The organism is Chryseobacterium sp. MEBOG06, assembly GCF_021869765.1.
Classification (GTDB): domain Bacteria; phylum Bacteroidota; class Bacteroidia; order Flavobacteriales; family Weeksellaceae; genus Chryseobacterium.
The window spans coordinates 1,370,187-1,390,292 of the sequence record NZ_CP084580.1; the positions used below are offsets into that span (position 1 = coordinate 1,370,187).

Sequence of the window (20,106 nt, forward strand, 5' to 3'; positions counted from 1 at the left end):
ATTATTAACCAAAACCTTTTCACGAAAGTGAAAAGGTTTTTTTGTTCTGTGCAGGATTTACAAAAACAATTATTATATTTGGTAAAATTTGAGGTTATGATTCTGAATCCAAAGTTTCCACTTTATTTACCAGGAGTAGAGAACAGTAATAATGAGAACATTTCTATCATCGGGGCAAGTCTCCGTGAAGATATAACCATCCTTGGCTATTTTGTTTCCGGTAACGGAGGTCTTGATATAAAACTCCAGAATACTTATTCAACGAAAGAGTACGCTTCTTTTTCTGATATTTTAAAGAAGTTTATTCAGGATAACCAGCTGGAAAACGTAAAACGTCTGGGAATGGCTGTGCCGGGACCTGTACTTGACGGGAAAAGCAACCCTGCAAGATTAGGCTGGAATTTAGACATCCAGGAGTATGCCAGAGAATTCGGGTTTGAAAAAGTAGATATGCTGAATGACCTGGAAGCATCTGCCTACGGAATGGCTCTTCTGGAAGATGACGATCTTGATGCCATCTATACAAGCGGTCATCTTGAAAAAGGAAATGTTGCCATTCTTGCACCCGGAAACGGATTGGGAGAAGCGGGATATTTCTTTGACGGAAAAAATCTGAGACCTTTCGCTACAGAAGGGGGACATTCTGAATTTTCACCAAGAACAAACGTAGAGGTAGAATTCTATCAGTTTTTAAATAATATCTACGGAATTGTTAGCTGGGAAAATGTACTTTCTAAGACAGGCTTATTCAATATATACAGATTCCTGAGAGACGTAAAAAGACATCCTGAACCTGAATGGCTGGGAGAGCGTCTTGCCCAGGGGAACTTTGTAGAAGAATTGTATAAAGCTGCCGTAGAAGATAATGTATTGATCTGTAGAATTGCTTTAGATACCTTCCTTGAGTTTCTGGCCCGTGAAGCGAACAATTTAACATTAAAATTAAAAGCGACAGGAGGTTTACTGATTTCAGGAGATATTCCACAGATGATGAGAGAATATATGGATAAAGATAAGTTCTACGAAAAATTCAAGATCAGTGATAAGATGGAAGAAATGCTTAAAAATATTCCAATCTATCTGGTCAAGCAAAACCACACCGCACTAAAGGGTATGGCACTTTACACCGCTTACTCTCAAGAATAACAAAAAGCTCCGAAGAAATTCGGAGCTTTTTTATGAGATGATATTATTCATAAAAATAATTAATTTTCTTGATATACATCAATGTGGTCTATCGGATAAGATAGCTACCTTTGTGGTATTAAATAAGTAAATAACTCTATTCAATGAAAAAAATATTTTTATTAGCAGTTTTAGCTGGAGGTTTAGCTTTCGGGCAGTCAAAAAAAGTAGTAGCATCTGATGTACACTGGTGGGGGTATAAAGTAGCAAAATCTGAGGCAAGTTCTCACGACGGTACTGTAAAAGTAAAGTCAGGAGATATGGTGATGAAAGGAAATGATTTGGTAGGAGGAAGCTTCGTTCTGGATATGACTTCTATCAATGCAACTGACCTTACAGGTGAATATCAGCAAAAATTAAACGGACACCTTAAAAACGGTGACTTCTTTGAAGTTGAAAAATTCCCTACAGCTGCTTTCAAAATCACCTCTGTAAAGAAAAACAATGATAAAGTTTACAGTTCTTTAGTAACAGGAAACCTTACTTTAAAAGGGAAAACAAGCCCTATTACTTTCCCTGCCAAGATTTCTTACAGCAAAGGAGTAGTAAGTTTGGTATCTAACAAATTCTCTTTCGACAGACAGAAATTTGATGTTGCATACAAATCTACAATGCAGGATGTTTTTGTGAAAGATGACATCGATATGATTGTAAAGGTAACTGCTCAATAAATTAATCAAAAAAAGATTGTTAAAAGTGTAGAAGTTCTACACTTTTTTTTATTTTTGTTGAATTGTAAATAAAAAAGAATGAAAAGATTACTATTGTTTGCTATGGTGTGCGCAGGTATATCATTTGTTTCTGCTCAGAAGAAGTTTGATAAAGTTGCAAAGGTAACTTCATCAGAGATCAGATGGTGGGGGTATAAGGTTGTAAAGACTGAAGCTTCTTCCCACTCAGGAACTGTAAAGCTAAAGAGCGGAAAATTCAACTTTGACCATACTGTTTTGGTAGACGGAGAGTTTGTAATAGATATGAGAAGCATCATGGCGGGAGATGTTTCCGACGAAGATCAGATCAAACTTACAGATGACCTGAAAAGTACTAACTTCTTTGAAGTAAAGAAATTCCCGATTGCCAAATTCCATTTGACTAAAATTATTCCTTTAGCAAACAGTGAGTATAACTCTACAGTGTATGGTGATCTTACCCTTAAAGGGGTGAGAAAAACAATCTCTTTCCCAGCCAATGTATATGTGACTCAGTTTACAACATCTATTGAATCTGCTAAGTTCTCTCTGAACAGAAGAGACTTTAAAGTATTCTATCAATCTTCACTGAAAGATTATTTCATCAAAAATGAAATGGATATCCAGTTCAAAGTAACTACTGAAATGTTAGATAACGAGAACAGACTTCCTGCTAAAAAGAAAAAATAAGATTAAATACTATATTGATATCAAAAGAGCGGTTCCTGCGGGACTGCTCTTTTTTATTAGCTGCTAATGCCGAAACAAATCTTTGTACATCTCATGACGATTTAATAAGATAACCTCCAAATATGATCAAGTGCGTCATACAAAAGCAATCTCTCATATTTCTTATGTTCTTTTTGGTTTATACTTTTTCCTTTTTCTGCAATTTTTATAAATTAGCGGCATGAAAATTTATATCGTAAGCGGTCTTGGAGCAGACTTTAAGGTACTTGAAAGAATAGAGTTTCCCGGGCACTGTGAATTGATTTTTATAGACTGGCTTATCCCTGAAAAAAATGAACCTTTTCATGACTATGTCAAAAGAATGGCTGAAAAAGTAGATGATTCGGAGCCATTCTGTCTTTTGGGGTATTCTTTCGGAGGAATCATTGTGCAGGAAATCAACCGATTGAAACCCGCAGAGAAAGTTGTTATTCTGGGAAGTATAAAATCTGATAAAGAAAAATCCAAATTTATAAAAACAGGAGAGGTCACGAAGATCCCACGTATTCTTCCGGTAGGTTTGTTTAATGATAAAGCTGCTAATGCATATGTGGTAGTCCGAAAACTTTTTGATCCTAAAAATCCTAAGCTTCTTCAGTATTTCAAAGTAAGAGATCCTTATTACCTGAAATGGTCTGTAGAGAAGGTTGCTGAGTGGAAATTCGATGAAAATCCTGACGTAATCCAGATTTTGGGAGATAAAGATATTGTTTTTCCTATCCGGAATTCAAAGCCTGACTATGTAATCAAGGGAGGAACTCATCTTTTTCCGGCAACTAAACATAAGGAAGTTTCAAAAATACTCGCAGATATTTTCTGTGAAAAAAAGTAATATTATTTATTGATTGGTTTTTTAACAGGGGTATTGCTGTTGAAAAATTAGTTTTTTCAGAATTTATATTTAAATTTGATAGGGTTAAATATGAATTTTATGAAAATAGGATTAAAATGGATCGTTTCATTCTCGGTTATTTCACTGGTAGCTGTCGGAGGTTTATTCTGGAATCCATCCTCGGATGTTGCCAATACCGGAGAGTTTTTAAGTGAAGATAAGATTGTGGGAGCAGATGTAGCCTGGATTTTGGCTGCTGCAGGACTTGTATTGCTGATGACCCCGGGGCTTTCGTTTTTTTACGGAGGGATGGTTGGAAGGAAAAATGTGATTTCTACGATGCTTCAGAGCTTTATTGCTTTAGGAGTGATCTCTATTTTATGGGTGGTCGTTGGGTTTTCCCTTTCTTTTGGAGAATCGCTTGGATTCTCGTTTAAAGGTGTCCATTATGGGATTATAGGTAATCCTTTGAGCTATCCGTTTTTCAATAAGGTAGGAAGCCTGCCTCATTCTCAGATGGCTTCTACCATTCCCTTTATACTTTTTGCCCTTTTTCAGATGAAATTTGCAGTCATTACCCCTGCCATTATCACAGGTTCTTTTGCAGAGAGGGTACGTTTTATTTCCTATCTGTTGTTTATTGTTCTTTTCTGTATTTTCATTTATACCCCGCTTTGTCATATGGTTTGGCATCCTGATGGCCTTCTGAACAAATATTTTGGAGTAAAAGATTTTGCAGGAGGAACCGTAGTGCATATGAGTGCCGGTTTTGCGGCGCTTGCAGGAGCTTTGGTAGTAGGAAACAGAAAAAATCCCCATCATGAACCATCCAATATTCCGTATGTGCTTTTAGGAACCGGAATGCTTTGGTTTGGCTGGTTTGGTTTTAATGCAGGATCGGCACTCAGTGCTTCTGCTTCTGCGGCTACAGCATTTGGAACCACTACTATTGCATCAGCATCTGCGATGATGACATGGATATTTTTTGACAGAATCAATGGTAGAAGCGTTTCAGCACTGGGAGCCTGCATTGGAGCTGTAGTAGGATTGGTAGCGATCACGCCGGGATGTGGATTTGTAAGTATCGGGGAGAGCCTTTTTATAGGATTTTTAACCGCTGTAGTTTCTAATGTAATGGTCAACTGGAAAGCTTTAAAAAAGGTAGATGATACACTGGATGTTTTTGCCTGCCATGGAGTAGGAGGAATTATGGGAATGATTCTGACAGCAGTTTTTGCTCATGGTGAAAAGGCAAGTCTCCTTCATGGAGGAATTAATGTATTTCTTCATCACATGGCTGCTTTGATTCTTGTTTCCTGTTTTACTTTTTTCGGATCATTGCTGCTATATAAAATTACAGATTCTATTATTACGCTGCGGGTATCTGAAGAATCCGAGAATAAGGGGCTGGACCTTTCTCAGCACGATGAAAGCCTGATGTGATGTTCTCCTGTTCCTAAATTATCACCAAAGCACAGTTAAATCCTGATTTTTATTAAGATTTATCATGTATCTTTGCTTTTGAGGAAAATGAAGAATCATTTATGGAATCTATATCGGTTTTTGAGATTATTAAAGTAGGAATAGGCCCGTCCAGTTCACACACGATGGGGCCCTGGAATGCAGCGTCTGCATTTATCAGAATTATAAAAAGAGAAAGGTCAATTGAAGAGGTGAAGGAGGTTTTCCTTGAATTTTTTGGCTCTCTAGCCAAAACCGGTATCGGACACGGAACGGATATCGCTGGAATGCTTGGGCTAAATGGAGAGGACTTTAAGACCATCGATACTTCCAAAATTGACGAAAAAATAGAAAAGATAAAAAAAGAGCAGATTATTAACCTGGGTGGAGAGAAGGAAATTCCCTTTATCTATGGATATCATTTGGTCCTGAATATGCAAAAATCACTCGATTTTCATCCAAACGGAATGATCTTTAGAGCGGTTTTTGAAGATGGAACAGAGCTTGTTCAGGATTTTTATTCTGTAGGAGGAGGTTTTATCGCGAGCCAGGAAAAAAACTCTATTCAAAAGGAGTGTGTACGTACCCTATATCCTTGTCATAAATCTTCGGATATTGTAAAATATTGTGAAAAACTGGGATTCAGCAGAATTTCAGATCTTATCTTAATCAATGAAGAAAGCTGGAGATCTCAGGAAGAAACAAGAAAGGAAGCTTTATATATCTGGAGCCAGATCAAAGAATGTGTCTATAAAGGCGTAAATAAAGAAGGTATCCTTCCCGGTGGACTAAATGTTACCAGAAGAGCTGCGGGAATTAACAGAAAACTTCTTGGTGATAAGATCTACAAAAATAAAGACGAATGGTTCAAACTTGTAGTAGATGCTGAGGAGAACTTTACCAATATTAATAAATGGATCGCGTGTTTTGCATTAGCTGTGAATGAAGAAAATGCAAGCTTTGGTAGAATTATTACAGCTCCTACTAACGGGGCGAGCGGAGTAATTCCGGCTGTTTTGATGTACGCACAGGCATTTACGTCATTCAAAAGTGAAGATGATATTGTAAGATTTCTGCTTGTGGCAGGAGAGATTGGAACATTATTTAAGAAAAATGCAACCATCTCTGCAGCTATGGGAGGATGTCAGGCAGAAATAGGAGTGTCTTCAGCAATGGCTGCAGCGGGTCTTACTGAAATTTTAGGAGGAAGTGTAGGGCAAGTGCTTATGGCAGCAGAAATTGCAATGGAGCATCATCTTGGACTAACCTGTGATCCTATTAAAGGTCTTGTACAAATCCCATGTATTGAAAGAAATACAATGGGAGCTATAAAAGCCATTACGGCAGCCAATATTGCCTTGGAAAGTGATCCCGCTAAAGCAAAAGTAACGTTGGATGAAGTTATTCAGACGATGTGGGAAACGGCTCAGGCAATGAGTGATCGTTTTAAAGAAACTTCTGAAGGAGGGCTGGCTATTGCCGTTAACGTTCCTGAGTGCTAGAACCAATCATTTTAAAAATATAAAATATTAGACTGCACCCAAAAAGTTAGACACTTTTTAGGGGCAGTCCATATCTAAGGATTTTTTTATAATATTTTACATAGCCTGCTTAGCTAAAACTTAAATTTTTTTTTTGTTGAACAACTGTGTTTTTCCATTCAGTGTAAGCTATATCAGCTTATTTTTTCTGTGCTGGTAAAGTTGTTTTGTCTGCTTCAAATACAGGATATTCATAATCCCTGTCATATATCAAATTCAGGACAGCCAGGAATAATTGATTGTGTGGAAAATTTTTACCATTCACAGTTATAGCAAAGGATAGTTTATCATTCGGCTGATAAGATACAGTGGAGTGAGTACCGGCTGTATCACCACCATGACCGTAGGATATAATATTATAGAATGGCATTTTAATGATTCCGGTCCCGAATATCTTTTCATTCTCATCTGAAATCATCATTTTCAGAGTATTTTCATCAATGAACTGTCCATTGAATAATGCGTTAATAAAGATATTCATATCTTCCGTAGTAGATGCGATATCTCCCAATCCTATGCAGTTATGAAAATCAAAATCCTTCACTTTAACCCAATTGCCTTTGGAGAATTCATAAGATTTAAAAATATTCTGAACATTATCAAGCACTGAAAAAGTATGTTTCATATTGGCTTTTTTCAAGATGTTTTCCTTTAAAATTACATTGTAAGGCTTGTTGTATAATTTTTCCAGGATTCTGCTTAATAGGAAATAAGCTGAGTTAGAGTATTGCATTTTTTGTCCTGGCTTAAAACTTACGCCATCTTTTATTATAACATCAATAATAGCCTTATCACCGACCGGTTTTCCAAAAAGCCAATTGTTTTCAATAGATTTTCCTACATAATCTCCCAATCCGCTGGTATGATTAAGCATGCTTTTAATAGTAATGTTTTCAGCATCAGGGATTTCGGGATAAAATTTTGAAAGTTTGTCACTCAGGCTGAGTTTATTCTGCTCTACCAGCTGAAGAAGCATAACAGCAGTGATAAGTTTGCTGACAGAGCCTATCTGATATAAGGTGTTTTTGTCATGAGTGACATTTTTTAGCTGCTTCTGGCCAAAGTCTTTACGGTAGACTTCAGAACCATTTCTGAAAATAGATACACTTCCGATGCCCTGATTTTCTTCAGCGATATAATCCAGAAAGCTGTCGATTTTTTTTGTGTTGATTGCTTTTCCATTGAGATAAGGAATATCTGTAGTTTTTTGTACTTCTCTGAATAAATTTAAAGGTAAGCTTTTACCTTTCTGGGTAAGGTTTCCTTCAAAATGATTGTCTTTAAATGTCCCTTTATAAGAAGCATTTATCTTTTGGATTTCGAAACTAAGTTCATTATTAATGAAAGCAGTTTTTTCTGAATAGAGGTATTCCTTGCTCTGCTTTGGACTGCTCAGAGACGAAGTGTAGCCTTCTTTTTCTTTTTTAATCTTGAGGATTACAGGAAGTTTCATACTTTGGATGTCCAGTTCTCCGTTCCAGATGCCTTCAATTTGGGCATGACAAAGGTGTGCCAGAAAGACCAGCACGAATAATAATTTGATTTTCATGGTATTGTTAAATAAAGTTAGTCGTTATGATCTGGCAGATTATAGTACTGATCAGTGCTACCACTGCAAACAGAACGATATGCTGCCATTTTTTGATATTGGTGGCTGTTTTAAAGCCGTTATAAAAAATTACAATGCTATAAGTTAAAACCAGAATACTGAATATGCCCATCATCATCATCATCGACATATCTATTAGTGGAATAGAATCAGTAGGATTTTTCGAGTAGGCGGCCATGTTTTTTTTAGCAGAATCTATAAAGGGAATCTTATAAGCAGGTTGTAAAATAACCAGGACAAGCTGTGAAATTAAGACGGTATTGATAATATCTATAAGCCTTGTTTTACTATTTAAGATTTTACCCAGTATAAAAAGAATAATAATGGAAGACGAAAAACTGGCTAAGGTAGAAATAGCTATGGCTTGAAAAGAAATTTCTTTTAAATTACTTATTCTGTATATGCTTGAGAAAGTAGTACCTGTCCAATATCCTGCTATAATAGAAATAATTACAGTGAGAATACCTATCAACAGGAGTAGTTTTTCATCAAATTTTTCAAATGGATTAAAAATGGTTTTCCAGTTCATTAGAATGAGTTTACAGGTTAGTTTTTAGTTGATCAATCTTTGTAATAAGGTCATCCATTTTATTCCTCATAGTCGGGTAAGAAAGGTTAGCCTGTTTGGCCATTTCTTTAATGCTTCCGCTGGATAAGAAAAAGTTGAGAATAAAATCCTGTTCTTCACGGTTTAGTTTCAGGAGAACAGGAAGTTCATAATCACCACTGACTTCCGTTTTACAGCTCGGACATTTCATTTGGCTTACGTTCAGGGTATGATCACAACTTGGACAGATTATGGGTAGCTTCATGGATTATTTTTTTACGAAAGTAATGTTTTTTTTAATAAAGTTAAAATGTTTTTTAATTTTATTAAAATTAATTGTAAAAAAGACCAGAAGAAAGAAAAATTTCGAGATGAAATAGACTTCCAGTAAGATGAATAAATGTGTAGAAGTAGTAGTGTTATAAATCTAAGAATATCTTTTCTGAATAGATAAGTTTAAATTCCTTCGGAATAACAAAATCTGCATACAGTAAGTACCACTCTTGTTATTCTGAAGGGATTATAGTATTTTGTAGTATTGATTTGAAAATCAGAGGTTTTATGTATTTTAAAAACTGTATTTTAAAAATTGAAATAAGGCAGATGAAAATGAAATAAATCTTCAGTTTCTCCGCGGGATGTTTTATCTTAAAATTCCTCTGATTCTGTTGGCATTAGTAATCAACTCTTCAAGATATTCATAGTTTTCTTTTTCCAGAGCAGATTTGAATTTTCTGAGCTGGGTGATATGCTCATTCAGTACATCCAGTACATTTTCCTTATTCTGTTTAAAGATTGGAACCCACATCTCAGGGTGAGATTTGGCCAAACGTACGGTACTTGAAAAACCAGAGCTGGCAAGCTGAAAAATAGTTTCTTCTTCGCGTTCCTTTTCCAGTACGGTATTGGCAAGGGCATAAGAGGTTATATGGGAAATGTGGGAAATATAAGCGGTATGGATGTCATGGTCTTCTGCATTCATGTAGATCATGTGCATATCTAAAGCTTCAACTATTTTTTCAACCGTTTGTAATGCATCTTCTGCAGATTCTTCTTTATTGCAGATCACTCCGGCCTTTCCCGAGAAACTTTCAGCAATAGCTGATTTTGGACCGCTGTTTTCTGTACCCCACATCGGGTGAAAGGCTACAAATCTTGATCGCTTAGGATGGTCTTTTACGGCTTTTACGATACCTGCTTTTGTAGAACCTGCATCCATCACCGTCTGGTGGTCTGATATAAGATCCAAAACTCCCGGCAGTATTTTTCGGGCAGCATCCACGGGAATGGCAATAATAATGAGATCAGAATCTTTCACACCTTGCTCAAGGTCAGCTCCGGCATCAATTATTTTCAATTCCAGGGCTTCATCAATATGCTGTTTATCATTATCAATTCCATAGATGAAGTCCGCAATGCCTTTTTCTCTCAGCTTCAAAGCCATTGAACCTCCGATTAATCCTATTCCGATAATACCTATTTTCATCTTTTAAACTTTTTGTAAATAAAAAAACCTCGTCAAGGACGAGGTTGTAAGTTATGTTCATAAGAATCCCTATCCCAGTTCTGAGTTAAAAATTCTATAATAATATGTTCCGTTGTTGAAATTCACGAAGCGAAGGTATAAAATTTTTTTTAAACTTTAAAAATTTCTTATCTAAATTATATATGGATAGCATCTATAAAGGCCTAATCAGCACTGTGGGTAATGGTTCTTTTCACATCACTGCTTTTTTGTTCCAGCTCTAAAGTGGTAACGTCGCCTGCAAACTGGAAATCAATTTCAATTTTGTTGGAAGATACTTTATAACTGATCAGATCCAAACCATCCTGATTGATTTCTTTGTTTATACTTTGCTTTGGCAGCTCTGCCATCAGAAGTTCTGCTGATTCTACTTCTTTTTCCTTAATGGTTTTCTGATATCCGTTATCACCAAACACTACTTCTAAATTAGCTATACTAAGAAAAGATATAGGATTATTTACCTTCCTATATCAGTCTTGATTGCATTTCGGAAGAGAGCATGATGCTCGCATCAGCACAAGGAGGGCTATCCATTCAGTTTCTCCTGCTCAATTTTCTTCAAAGTCACAGTAAATCCGGAATAACTTTCTCATGGTTTTTTGTAAAAATGACCAATTTAAAATGACCAGATATAGGGCTCTCGCTTTAAATCCCAAAGATCATCCACTGTCTTTTCTTCCATAAATTCTTCAAAGAGATCCCATCCTTTCTCCCTTATCAAATCAGCTTCTTCCCTGTAAATTGGAACTATGAGTAGAAAAATTACAGATTTGTCTTCTAATTCTAATTGCTGTAAATCGTCGTAAAAATAAAATGGGAAAGTGAAATACAAAGAGTCCATTTGGGTTTCAGAAGTCATCGTAAAATCAAAGGATATCACATCTCCCTTTTGGACTCCCTTTTTATTGTCAATTAGATATTCTGAAAAAGCTGTTAAAAACGATGCAATTTCATTCTCGTTATATTGTGAGAGGCAAACCAAGACAAATTCTATGCTATAATCTGTGAAATACCTGTTCAATCCTAATGTTGTATAAGTTCGTGTCCCTCCAAATGGAATGTTATCGTAAAAGGATATAGTATGATTATATCTTTTATTTTTTATATCTGCTCTTCTGGATATTTTACCGATATACTTTTCTAAATGTTCTGTTATTTTCATTATTTACTGTTTTTATAGGTATAGAATGTTATAATTTCAACTGTATAATTCACTTTCTGTGGCAGGAAAGTACAATGTGAATGAACAAATCGCTTTACCATATCCGGGAAAGAAATGATACATTTACTATTGTACAATAATTCTGTACGGATGTCTATATTGCATGGCGTAAATACAATATGCATACACTAATTTTTCTTCATGCTGATAGAGCTTTTATGTAAATAATTTAGGATTTATTTATACTTTATAACCGTAATTGAAAAACATTCTTTTCATATGATTTAATGACGAAATTATTTCAGTAAAAAGCAGTTGAAGAAATCGTTTTATTCATTTTTATTGAGATTTGTATTTAAATATATTGTATTGGATATCAGGGGTAAGTGATGGGGGGATTCTTCATCTGTTATTATGAAAATAGCATTACGGGACTTTCTTTGCAGGAGAGAGGCGGCCTGCAGATTACAGGTTGTTGCTTCCTGCATACAATATGCATGCAATATGCATACAATATATATGCATATGTACACATTACGGGACTGCTTATTGGAGTTCTGCTGAAAACCAATGCGCCCTGTATTTTTCATGATTTCGTTCGGGTACTTTAAAAGTGGCTGCCCGGACTTTATTTTATAATAACAGTTGGAGGAAAATTGGTCCATGAAGAGTGATGGGTATATAAATGTTTTGCTGGAAATAGAAAGCAGCAGAGTGGAAGACCCCGTAATTTTTTATTATTTTTCAATCTTATATCATGCTTTAAACTGTTAATATTCCCGAATAATAACAGATATTATCTTATAAAGATTAAGATTTTATTTACCGTTATATAAAAGCAATTTACTAGTATCAGAGGCAGGTGATCCACTTTTTTAGGCTGTTAATATTCCCGAATATTGACAGATACTTTCTTGCGGGTAAAAAAACATCACTATAATTTTGTGCTACTAAAGTGATGAGAAAGTCTTAGTTTAAATTTTCATTTTTCAATTCTTTGACGGGGTCACAGGAAACTATTTGCTGCCGTCAAAGAATTTTATCTGATGATTCCGGAAGGGGTTTTCAGACTGTGTAAATCACAGAAGAAACAAAAGACTGAGTCGTCTAAACTAACTAAAGGTAAGCTTCAATATATAAATAGAGAATGAGAGCCAAATAAGGAGCACTCTGCAGCGCTTATAGGAATCAGTAGATTTACCTGGTGTTTATTTGTATAATTTATTTAAAGGTATACTGAATTAATAAAAAGGCTGTTATTATTCGCGAATAGTGACAGCCTTTTTATTGCCGTATCCTTTGCTATAGGTTATTTTTGGATGCTTTTTTATGATGAAAAATAATTTGAAAAAATACTTTATGATGAAAAAAAAGATAATGATTGCAGGGTTTTTATGGGCTTCTGCATTAATGTTCTCTCAGGTTGGAATCAATACAAATACTCCGTCTGCCACCCTTGATGTAAGGGTCAATGCTGGCCTGACCTCCCAACCGGAGGGGGTTATGGCTCCAAGGCTTTCAGGAGCCGAGCTTAAGGCAAAAGATGCGGCGTATGGACCTGATCAGGAAGGTGCCATCATTTATGTTAAAGAAGGCCTTGCTGCAGCGGATACCAGTGTAAAGACCCGTGCGGTTATTGATCCCGGATATTTTTATTTTAACGGAACCGCATGGGTGAGGTTTGAAAACGTAGTGCAGGAGCCGGAAATGGTAATGGCTTTTAGTTCCAAGGGAAATCCGGATCTGGGGACTGTAATTCCTCCATTCCCCGAAAATAAGATTAACTTCCCCGTTGTGAATATTGCAGCCGATTCTTCTATCGGATCATGGAACAGTACAACCAATGAATACACGGTATATAAAAAGGGGGTTTTCCTTATTTCAGGAAACTTAAGAATGGAAAATATTACGGATTTTGGAGCATGCGCTATCATCATACATGGAGGAAGTCAGTTGTCAACTACTAGTACTCCTGCTGGGGGAAGTACCTCTTCCCCTGCTGGAATACAAGTAAGTAACATGGCCTCCATGATTCTTAATCCCGGTGACATTATATGGATAGGTGCGCGCCGTAATGCTGGAACTTCAGGATTTACAGTAGGGGCCAGAACAATTAATATTATCTTTTCCGAGATTCATTAGCTCTGATGCCTGTCATGGCCGGAATATTTTGGAACGTTTTTATTTTGTAGGAACAGGAGCATATCAGAACCATCCGGATTGTGTGGTCAGACTCCACCGATTCAAAAAAATGTTGGGTCACTTTTCACGGATAGTGGCAGCCTTTTTACTAAGGCGCTATGTGTTTTTGTTATATTTATAATGCGCTTATTTTTAAGTATTTATCAATAGTGAATAGCTGTCATTATTCCGAATAATGACAGCCATTTCCTTGATCGGGCTTCTTCATTACCCTACTTTTGCAACAGATTTTTAGACAAAGAATATCGTTTTAACTTTATTTAAATACTTAAATACAAATGAAAAAAATAATGATAACCGGGTTCCTGTGTGCGTATGCATTTGTGTGTTCCCAGATTGGAATCAATACTTCCGCTCCCAATGCTACGTTGGATGTGGCCTCTACTCCGGCGGCGACTACCAAGCCGGATGGTTTTCTGGCACCCAGAATTACCGGGAGTGCCCTTAAGGCAAAGGATACTCTTTACGGGACCAACCAAACTGGGGCTATCGTGTATGTGACGGAAGGGCTGGCGGTAACAGAAACAAGTCCCAAGACCCTTGCCGTGGTCAATCGGGGATATTTTTATTTTAACGGAGCAGTATGGGTGAAATTTATTGATGTGGTAAGGGCGCCTGCGGTAGTCGCGGCCTTTAATGCAAAAGGAGACGCAGACCCTTCTACTGTATTTCCGGCAACACCTGAGAGCAGGATTAGTTTTCCTGTTGTCAACATTGACGCAGACAGCAGTATCGGGACATGGGATAGTACCACCAGCCGGTTTACGGTGGCCAAAAGAGGGGTTTTCCTGATGTCAGCAGCATTAACGATGGAAAACATGACTGATTTTGCAGGGTCTGGTCTCTCTATACATGGAGGGAGCCAGGTGGCTTCGGCCGGTTCTCCTGGCCAGACCTCCCAAAACCTGAGTGTTACAGGGACTATGATTCTTGACCCGGGAGAGGTCATCTGGGTGGGAGCTTACCGTAATCCTGCTGCTTTAGGTGGTTTCACTGCCGGGGTGAGAAGTTTCAATATTATTTTTTCCGCGATCCAGTAAATCGGATCATTACAGATTATTGGTTTTCATATGGCCGCGGGGCTTCTTCAAAAAAAGAGTGACCGCGGTATTGCTGACCATTATTTTCCTATCAGTTTTTTTTTAATGGAGAAGCCTGCCCGTGTACCGGGTGGGCTGATCTGTTGAAGGCCATTCGTATGGCAAACATTACAAAAGATTATTTTTCTAAACAGAAACTTTTTCACTGCGTGGTGTATTTTTAGGGGACAGGCCTTATAGCCAACTTGTCAGGTCCTGCAATTTTCTGCCTCTTAGACGGGTAGGATCTACTTAAAGTTTATAATGTAAAATCCCTTCGTGGCTAAAATAAAAAATAAAGTAAAAAGTTTCCGGATATACATGCTATGATGCGGGATTTGCATGATTATTTTGATTGCCGGATCATGCTAAGCCGTTCCTCCACTTCTTTTATCTTTGCGATCCAGTAATTGATCCCTTCCTGATTGGAGACTGTCTCTTTAAAGGCATTACGGCTGACAGTCCATAGATGGGAGCCGTTTTTTTGATAGTCCAGTTCGCGCTCCCTTTTATTTTCAGGTTCAATGCGGTATCTCCAGAATACAAGTGAATGCATATAGTCTGAACGGATCTTTTCGAGATAGGAGATGATGGCTTTATGGTCTTGTGGAATATAACCGGGACCGGAACAGCCACATGAATGGAAGGTGATCCCTACAGTATACAGATTTCTGATATGTGCCCATTGTTTGTGATCATTTTTTGCCGGAGATTCAAAATCCAGGCCCATATTGGCCATCAGATTTCCACATTCAGGACATTTGGCTTCCACTGAAGTAACGGCATCTTTGTTCGCATCTTTTAATATACGGCGTTTAAATGTTTTCTGGCAGTTAAAGCAGGCATAATGACCTTTGTAAACCATCATGGCATATCGGCACATAGTACGATCTTATTCTTTGGTTATTTTATATTTTATTTATCCCCCTTCATCAAACGTATTACCATCGGGCGGCTGTTACTTCACAGGTCATGTACTGACCATTTATTTCCCCATGGAAATTTAAAAAAGCAGCCTGGATATGGTTTTATCTTTTTTTGGATGGAGAATTTTCAGGGATAGGGATCAGAGCCTTTATCTCTTTTTATTCCGCCGTTGTCACTGTTAATCAGTAAGTCTCAAAAAAAGAAGCTGTAAATATACTCGTTTTTCTTTACAGGCAACGAATAATATTTAACAGCTTCTTCTGGAAATAGAAATATCGGTGTGTGTTATGGATTTGAAATAATTAAAGTGGAAGGTATGTCAGACAGCCAGAGACTCTTCGTATCAATCAGGCTTTTCCAGCTTTTACTGCTGATAAGCATCAGATCTTGTGAGTTCAGGAATTCTTTTTCAATCTTTTTTTCATTGTACAATGTAATATGATTGGGAGCTACCTGCTCAATACTTCTTATCAGCTCTTTCACTTCAATATTGTTTCGGATCTGTCCCGCAGCATCCAGAATAATGATCTGTGAATTGTTGTTATTAATAAGCCTTTTGGCATATTCAAGCAGATAAAAATCACTCAGGTTAAAGATTGGGACAAATACTTTATCTGCCGCTTTGAAATCTTTCTCCACCAATACGCCTACAGGAATATTGGCTTTATCTAAAATCTGAAGCGTGAAATCGTCAAAAGGTGAGTTGTTGAAGATATTCCCTTTGCCTTTTACGGTGTTCAGAAGCTTTTCAGGATTAATGATCTTGGTGGTAAAACCTAATAATCTTCCTAACAAACTTCCTTCGTACATTGATTTTCCAAGCATGATCAGAAGAAGGTCATAATGTCCTTTATTGGTAATGCTGGTGAGGTCATTTTCTATATCGGTTGAAGCTTTAAACAGGGTAGTGACTTCCAGATTCAGTTCGTGAGACGTTTCGATCACATTCTGAAACTGTGAGTCTTCATATTCATTACTGTCATAAGCGTGCATTTCATCTACCGGAGCAATATTCATGGCGGTAATGCTTTTATTGCCATTCATTTTGTTAGTAAAGTCATGTGCCAGTTTTAGCAGTGTGCTGCCGGATTCAGGTTTATCAAAGGACAAAAGAACACGGTATTTGGAGTCATTGTCATGAGCAGGTTCAGGATGTTCTTTTTTAGATTTAAAAATAAAATTAATAAAGTCTAAAGCAGGACCTGTCATGAACGTGGTAAATAAAGCCATAATAACAAGCATTGCAAATATTTCAGGGCTTAGTACTCCAAGATCATATCCTATATTCAGTACAATAAGTTCCATTAAGCCTCTGGTATTCATCAATGCTCCAATTGTTAAACTCTCTTTCCAGTTGATGCCGACAAATTTGGCGGTCAATGCACTTCCTGCAAACTTTCCAATAACTGCAGTCAGAATAATGAACCCTGCAGTCATCCACAGGTGGCTGTCATTTAAAAGGCCGATCTGTGTACGAAGACCTGTAAATACAAAGAATAATGGAAGAAGTAATACCAATGCCACATCTTCAACTTTATCAATGAAAAGCGTTCTGAATTTTGCATTTTCCGGCATAATAGCACCAGCCATGAACGCTCCAAACAAAGCATGAATTCCGATAACCTCAGTAGCGTAAGCAGAAAGAATAAGGGTAAGGAAGAAAATAGCAACCATTGGCTTGCTGATTGTATTTTTGCCAGCCTGAAGATCGCCAATCCTTTTCAGGAAAGGTCTTACTATTTTAATCATTAAAAAGACATAGGCAATCGCCATCAGAATAACATAAATAGAGCTTGTAAAAGAACCTGCTTTTACAATGGCAATAACGGCTGCCAGAATACACCATGCCGTAATATCATCAGCTGCGGCACACGTAATAACAATGGTTCCTAATTTGGTTTTCTGAAGGTTCCTCTCCTGTACAATCCTTGCTAATACCGGAAAGGCTGTGATGCTCATTGAGATTGCGATAAACAGGGCAAAGGACGTAAACTGAATACCATCAGGAGCAAACTCACGATAAATAAAATAAGAAAGCCCAATTCCCAAGGCAAAAGGGATAATAATACTGGCGTGGCTGATCACAACAGCATCATGTGCCTTTTTTCTTAACACACTAAGATCCAGCTCCATTCCCACAATATACATGAAGAGAATAAGACCTATCTGACTCAGAAACTGTAGGTTGCCTAAAGATTCTTTCGGGAATAAGAAAGCGGAAAATTCTGGGAAATACATCCCTACAAGAGAAGGCCCCAATACAATCCCGGCAATCATTTCTCCGATTACGGTAGGCTGTTTGATTTTCATACAGATCCATCCGAAAAGCCTGGCGGTCATAATGATGGTAACAATCTGTGCCAGTAATAATGCCAGAGGATGGTGAAGATTCGTTTTAAAAGACTCCTGGAAGTTTTCCCAGGTAGAGCCGCTGCTTGTTTTAGCAACTATATTTTCTTTGATTTCCAGCGTCTGTCCTTCTATGATAAAGTAGTACATCAGACAGGAAAAGGCTGCTATAGTAATGATATAGAAAATTAAATTTCTGTATTTTCCCCAATTCATGATTCCAATATTTTTTGCAAAGTTGATAAGAATATAGTTATGTTAAATGTCCTTTTTATTAAAATGTAATGAAGGTTTCAAAAAATGTAATAAAATCTATTTGAAAGAATATCCGATTCCGGCTCCTATTTTCCAGCTGCCGTCCTGTGTAGCGGTCTTGGTATTGTAATAAACAGGAATCTGAACAACCATTTTTTTATAAACCACTGTAAGTCCTGCACCCAGATTAGGGGTTATGGCACTGTTTTTCGCCCCGGGAGATTGATCTTCTTTTATTCTCAAAGAAGGAAGCATTCCGATAATAAATTTGAATCCTTTGTAGGAAGCATTTACGTTTGGACCGGTAAAGTTGATGAAAGCACCGTGATCTACATATCCGGCAACTGCAATTCCCTCAAAGAATGAAGCCTTAATTTTTGAAGGGGTTTCCTGAGAAAAACACAGTCCGGATATGATAATCCCCACAGCATAAATAACCTTTTTCATTATTAATCATTTAATATCGAACAAAAGTACGTTTGCAGGAGGTCTCAAAAACAGAGAGTGTAATGAAGCAGAGTCTTTCTGTAATGAAACAGGAAATGTTTGAAAAGTTTATTTTCCGAATAATTCCATCAGTGAGCTTTTATAAGTATCTCCAATCTGAAGTTTCAGAAAATTCTCTCCTTCGGTAAGGATTGTTGTAATGATTTCGTTGGTGGTAAATACCTTGATGGAAGACAGGGCGATAATCTCTTTTTTATTTACCTGTGCGAAGTCTCTGGCAGGCAGCATTTCAAGAAGATTTTTGAAGTTAAGATTTTTCAATACGATGGTTATACCATCATTGAGGGTAATATCCTTATCACGGCTGTCAATTTCAGACGTTTTGATGTAGACAATCTGTTCGGTGGGGATAATGGTCTTGCCGATGTTGGTATTCCATTCGATAAAGGTTTTTTTCTGAACAGTGCTGATTTGTTCTTTAGCCTTTTCAAAAGCCTGAATCAGTCGTTCTTTTTTGATGGGTTTTCTTACGTAATCTACTACATTAAGATCAAAAGCTTCTGCTGCATATTCTTTGTAAGCGGTCGTGAAGATGATCTTTTTAGAACCGGAAATCAACTCGGCAACCTGAAGGCCTGTCATTCCGGGCATTTCAATGTCCAGGATGCAGAGATTGCAGTCGAGAGTCTCAATTTCTTTCAGGAAAATTTTAGGATCATTGAATGCTTTTACCACTTCTACATCGTCAATTTGCCCGCACAGAAGTTTCAGATAGCTTATTGCAAGCAGTTCATCATCCAGAATAACGCATTTTACCATAGAATTCTCCTAAATTGATTTTTAATTCAGCGGTGAAGATTCCATTTTTTGAACTCCTTTCCAGCTGGTAGTAAGTAGTGTAGATCATTTTAAGCCTTTGATCAAAAGACTGGCTCCCGAAACCACTTTTTTCTTTTTCAAGAATGTTTTTCTGGGAGGCTTTGTTACTGACTTTCATTGTGAAAATACCGTTCTCAAGCTCCATATAGATGGAAATAAAAGAATCCGGGGCAAGAAAATCTGTGTGTTTGAAAGCATTTTCTATCAGATCCACAGAGATCAGAGGAGCAAATACCTTTTCTTCGTATACAGAGTCAGATTTGTTGATCCTGGATTTAATCCTGAAGTCGAAAAGGGGATTTATTTTAATTTTATTAATTTCAATCAGGCTCAAGGCAAAGTGCAGTTCTTCTTTTGGGCTTACAAACTTATTGTTGCTTTCATACAAAATGTAATCCAGAACGTTGGCCAGCTTATCCAGAGACATATAAGTCTGGTAGGCATGAGACTGAACGGAATTAAGAATGTTTTTAAAGAGGTGCGGATTCAGTTTGGTCCCGATATGTTCCAGACGGACTTCATTCAGTCGCTGCTCAATGATTTTATTGGCTTCTGACAGTTTGGCATTTTTCAGTTTCAGTTTCTGGCTTTGGCTGAACAGATAAATACTTGCTGTCAGGAAAAGGAAAATGGCAAAAACTCCGATGAATATCAGATAATCATGAATCATGTAGTAATTGCCTTCCAT

19 protein-coding genes are annotated in these 20,106 nt (G+C 37.2%); 8 read left to right on the forward strand and 11 right to left on the reverse strand.

From position 1 onward, the window contains the following. Positions 1 to 96 precede the first annotated feature (96 nt). The 6 genes from LF887_RS06395 (at position 97) to LF887_RS06420 (ending at position 6,398) form a co-directional block, all read left to right on the forward strand. A complete protein-coding gene (locus LF887_RS06395; protein ID WP_236858011.1) occupies positions 97 to 1,146 on the forward strand; it encodes a glucokinase in 1,050 nt (349 codons plus the stop codon). A gap of 143 nt (positions 1,147 to 1,289) precedes the next feature. Further along, on the forward strand, positions 1,290 to 1,856 hold the full coding sequence (locus tag LF887_RS06400; RefSeq protein ID WP_236858012.1) for a YceI family protein: 567 nt from the start codon (positions 1,290 to 1,292) through the stop codon (positions 1,854 to 1,856). 78 nt (positions 1,857 to 1,934) lie between these two features. Beyond that, positions 1,935 to 2,564, forward strand: a complete 630-nt coding sequence (locus LF887_RS06405; RefSeq protein ID WP_236858013.1) for a YceI family protein — start codon at positions 1,935 to 1,937, stop codon at positions 2,562 to 2,564. A gap of 220 nt (positions 2,565 to 2,784) precedes the next feature. Continuing rightward, positions 2,785 to 3,435 carry an alpha/beta hydrolase gene (locus LF887_RS06410; RefSeq protein ID WP_236858014.1) on the forward strand — a complete coding sequence of 217 codons (651 nt, stop codon included), beginning with the start codon at positions 2,785 to 2,787 and terminating at the stop codon, positions 3,433 to 3,435. Between the two features lie 99 nt (positions 3,436 to 3,534). Continuing rightward, complete coding sequence (locus LF887_RS06415) at positions 3,535 to 4,878, forward strand: ammonium transporter (RefSeq protein WP_236858015.1); 1,344 nt, start codon at positions 3,535 to 3,537, stop codon at positions 4,876 to 4,878. A gap of 101 nt (positions 4,879 to 4,979) precedes the next feature. Continuing rightward, on the forward strand, positions 4,980 to 6,398 hold the full coding sequence (locus LF887_RS06420; RefSeq protein WP_236858016.1) for an L-serine ammonia-lyase: 1,419 nt from the start codon (positions 4,980 to 4,982) through the stop codon (positions 6,396 to 6,398). Positions 6,399 to 6,576: 178 nt separating this feature from the next. On the opposite strand, the gene LF887_RS06425 is transcribed toward LF887_RS06420, so the two are convergent. The 6 genes from LF887_RS06425 to LF887_RS06450 all read right to left on the reverse strand — a co-directional run bounded on the left by LF887_RS06425 (position 6,577) and on the right by LF887_RS06450 (position 11,280). Then, entirely contained in the window at positions 6,577 to 7,986 is a 1,410-nt protein-coding gene (locus tag LF887_RS06425) for a serine hydrolase domain-containing protein (RefSeq protein ID WP_236858017.1), read from the reverse strand. A gap of 7 nt (positions 7,987 to 7,993) precedes the next feature. After that, complete coding sequence (locus LF887_RS06430) at positions 7,994 to 8,575, reverse strand: YIP1 family protein (RefSeq protein WP_236858018.1); 582 nt, start codon at positions 8,573 to 8,575, stop codon at positions 7,994 to 7,996. A gap of 10 nt (positions 8,576 to 8,585) precedes the next feature. Further along, on the reverse strand, positions 8,586 to 8,858 hold the full coding sequence (locus LF887_RS06435) for a DUF2089 family protein (protein ID WP_236858019.1): 273 nt from the start codon (positions 8,856 to 8,858) through the stop codon (positions 8,586 to 8,588). 378 nt (positions 8,859 to 9,236) lie between these two features. Continuing rightward, positions 9,237 to 10,079: a prephenate dehydrogenase gene (locus LF887_RS06440; protein WP_236858020.1), complete on the reverse strand. Its 843-nt coding sequence runs from the start codon at positions 10,077 to 10,079 to the stop codon at positions 9,237 to 9,239. Between the two features lie 203 nt (positions 10,080 to 10,282). Then, positions 10,283 to 10,534, reverse strand: a complete 252-nt coding sequence (locus LF887_RS06445) for a hypothetical protein (RefSeq protein WP_236858021.1) — start codon at positions 10,532 to 10,534, stop codon at positions 10,283 to 10,285. A gap of 200 nt (positions 10,535 to 10,734) precedes the next feature. Continuing rightward, a complete protein-coding gene (locus LF887_RS06450; protein WP_236858022.1) occupies positions 10,735 to 11,280 on the reverse strand; it encodes a suppressor of fused domain protein in 546 nt (181 codons plus the stop codon). A 1,359-nt stretch (positions 11,281 to 12,639) separates the two neighbouring features. Between LF887_RS06450 and LF887_RS06455 the strand changes: the two genes are divergently transcribed. Together LF887_RS06455 and LF887_RS06460 are read left to right on the forward strand one after the other, a co-directional pair. After that, entirely contained in the window at positions 12,640 to 13,422 is a 783-nt protein-coding gene (locus LF887_RS06455) for a hypothetical protein (protein WP_236858023.1), read from the forward strand. Between the two features lie 338 nt (positions 13,423 to 13,760). Beyond that, entirely contained in the window at positions 13,761 to 14,522 is a 762-nt protein-coding gene (locus LF887_RS06460; RefSeq protein ID WP_236858024.1) for a hypothetical protein, read from the forward strand. Positions 14,523 to 14,907: 385 nt separating this feature from the next. Here the strand turns inward: LF887_RS06460 and LF887_RS06465 are convergent, their stop codons facing one another. The 5 genes from LF887_RS06465 to LF887_RS06485 form a co-directional block, all read right to left on the reverse strand. Beyond that, the gene (locus LF887_RS06465; RefSeq protein WP_236858025.1) at positions 14,908 to 15,444 is read right to left on the reverse strand and encodes a hypothetical protein; all 537 of its coding nucleotides are present in this window, start codon (positions 15,442 to 15,444) and stop codon (positions 14,908 to 14,910) included. A gap of 329 nt (positions 15,445 to 15,773) precedes the next feature. After that, positions 15,774 to 18,053, reverse strand: a complete 2,280-nt coding sequence (locus tag LF887_RS06470) for a cation:proton antiporter (protein WP_236858026.1) — start codon at positions 18,051 to 18,053, stop codon at positions 15,774 to 15,776. 96 nt (positions 18,054 to 18,149) lie between these two features. Then, the gene (locus LF887_RS06475) at positions 18,150 to 18,539 is read right to left on the reverse strand and encodes a hypothetical protein (RefSeq protein ID WP_236858027.1); all 390 of its coding nucleotides are present in this window, start codon (positions 18,537 to 18,539) and stop codon (positions 18,150 to 18,152) included. 108 nt (positions 18,540 to 18,647) lie between these two features. Further along, positions 18,648 to 19,358, reverse strand: a complete 711-nt coding sequence (locus tag LF887_RS06480; RefSeq protein WP_236858028.1) for a LytR/AlgR family response regulator transcription factor — start codon at positions 19,356 to 19,358, stop codon at positions 18,648 to 18,650. Continuing rightward, complete coding sequence (locus tag LF887_RS06485) at positions 19,333 to 20,106, reverse strand: histidine kinase (protein ID WP_236858029.1); 774 nt, start codon at positions 20,104 to 20,106, stop codon at positions 19,333 to 19,335. The genes LF887_RS06480 and LF887_RS06485 overlap by 26 nt, the downstream gene beginning before the upstream one ends.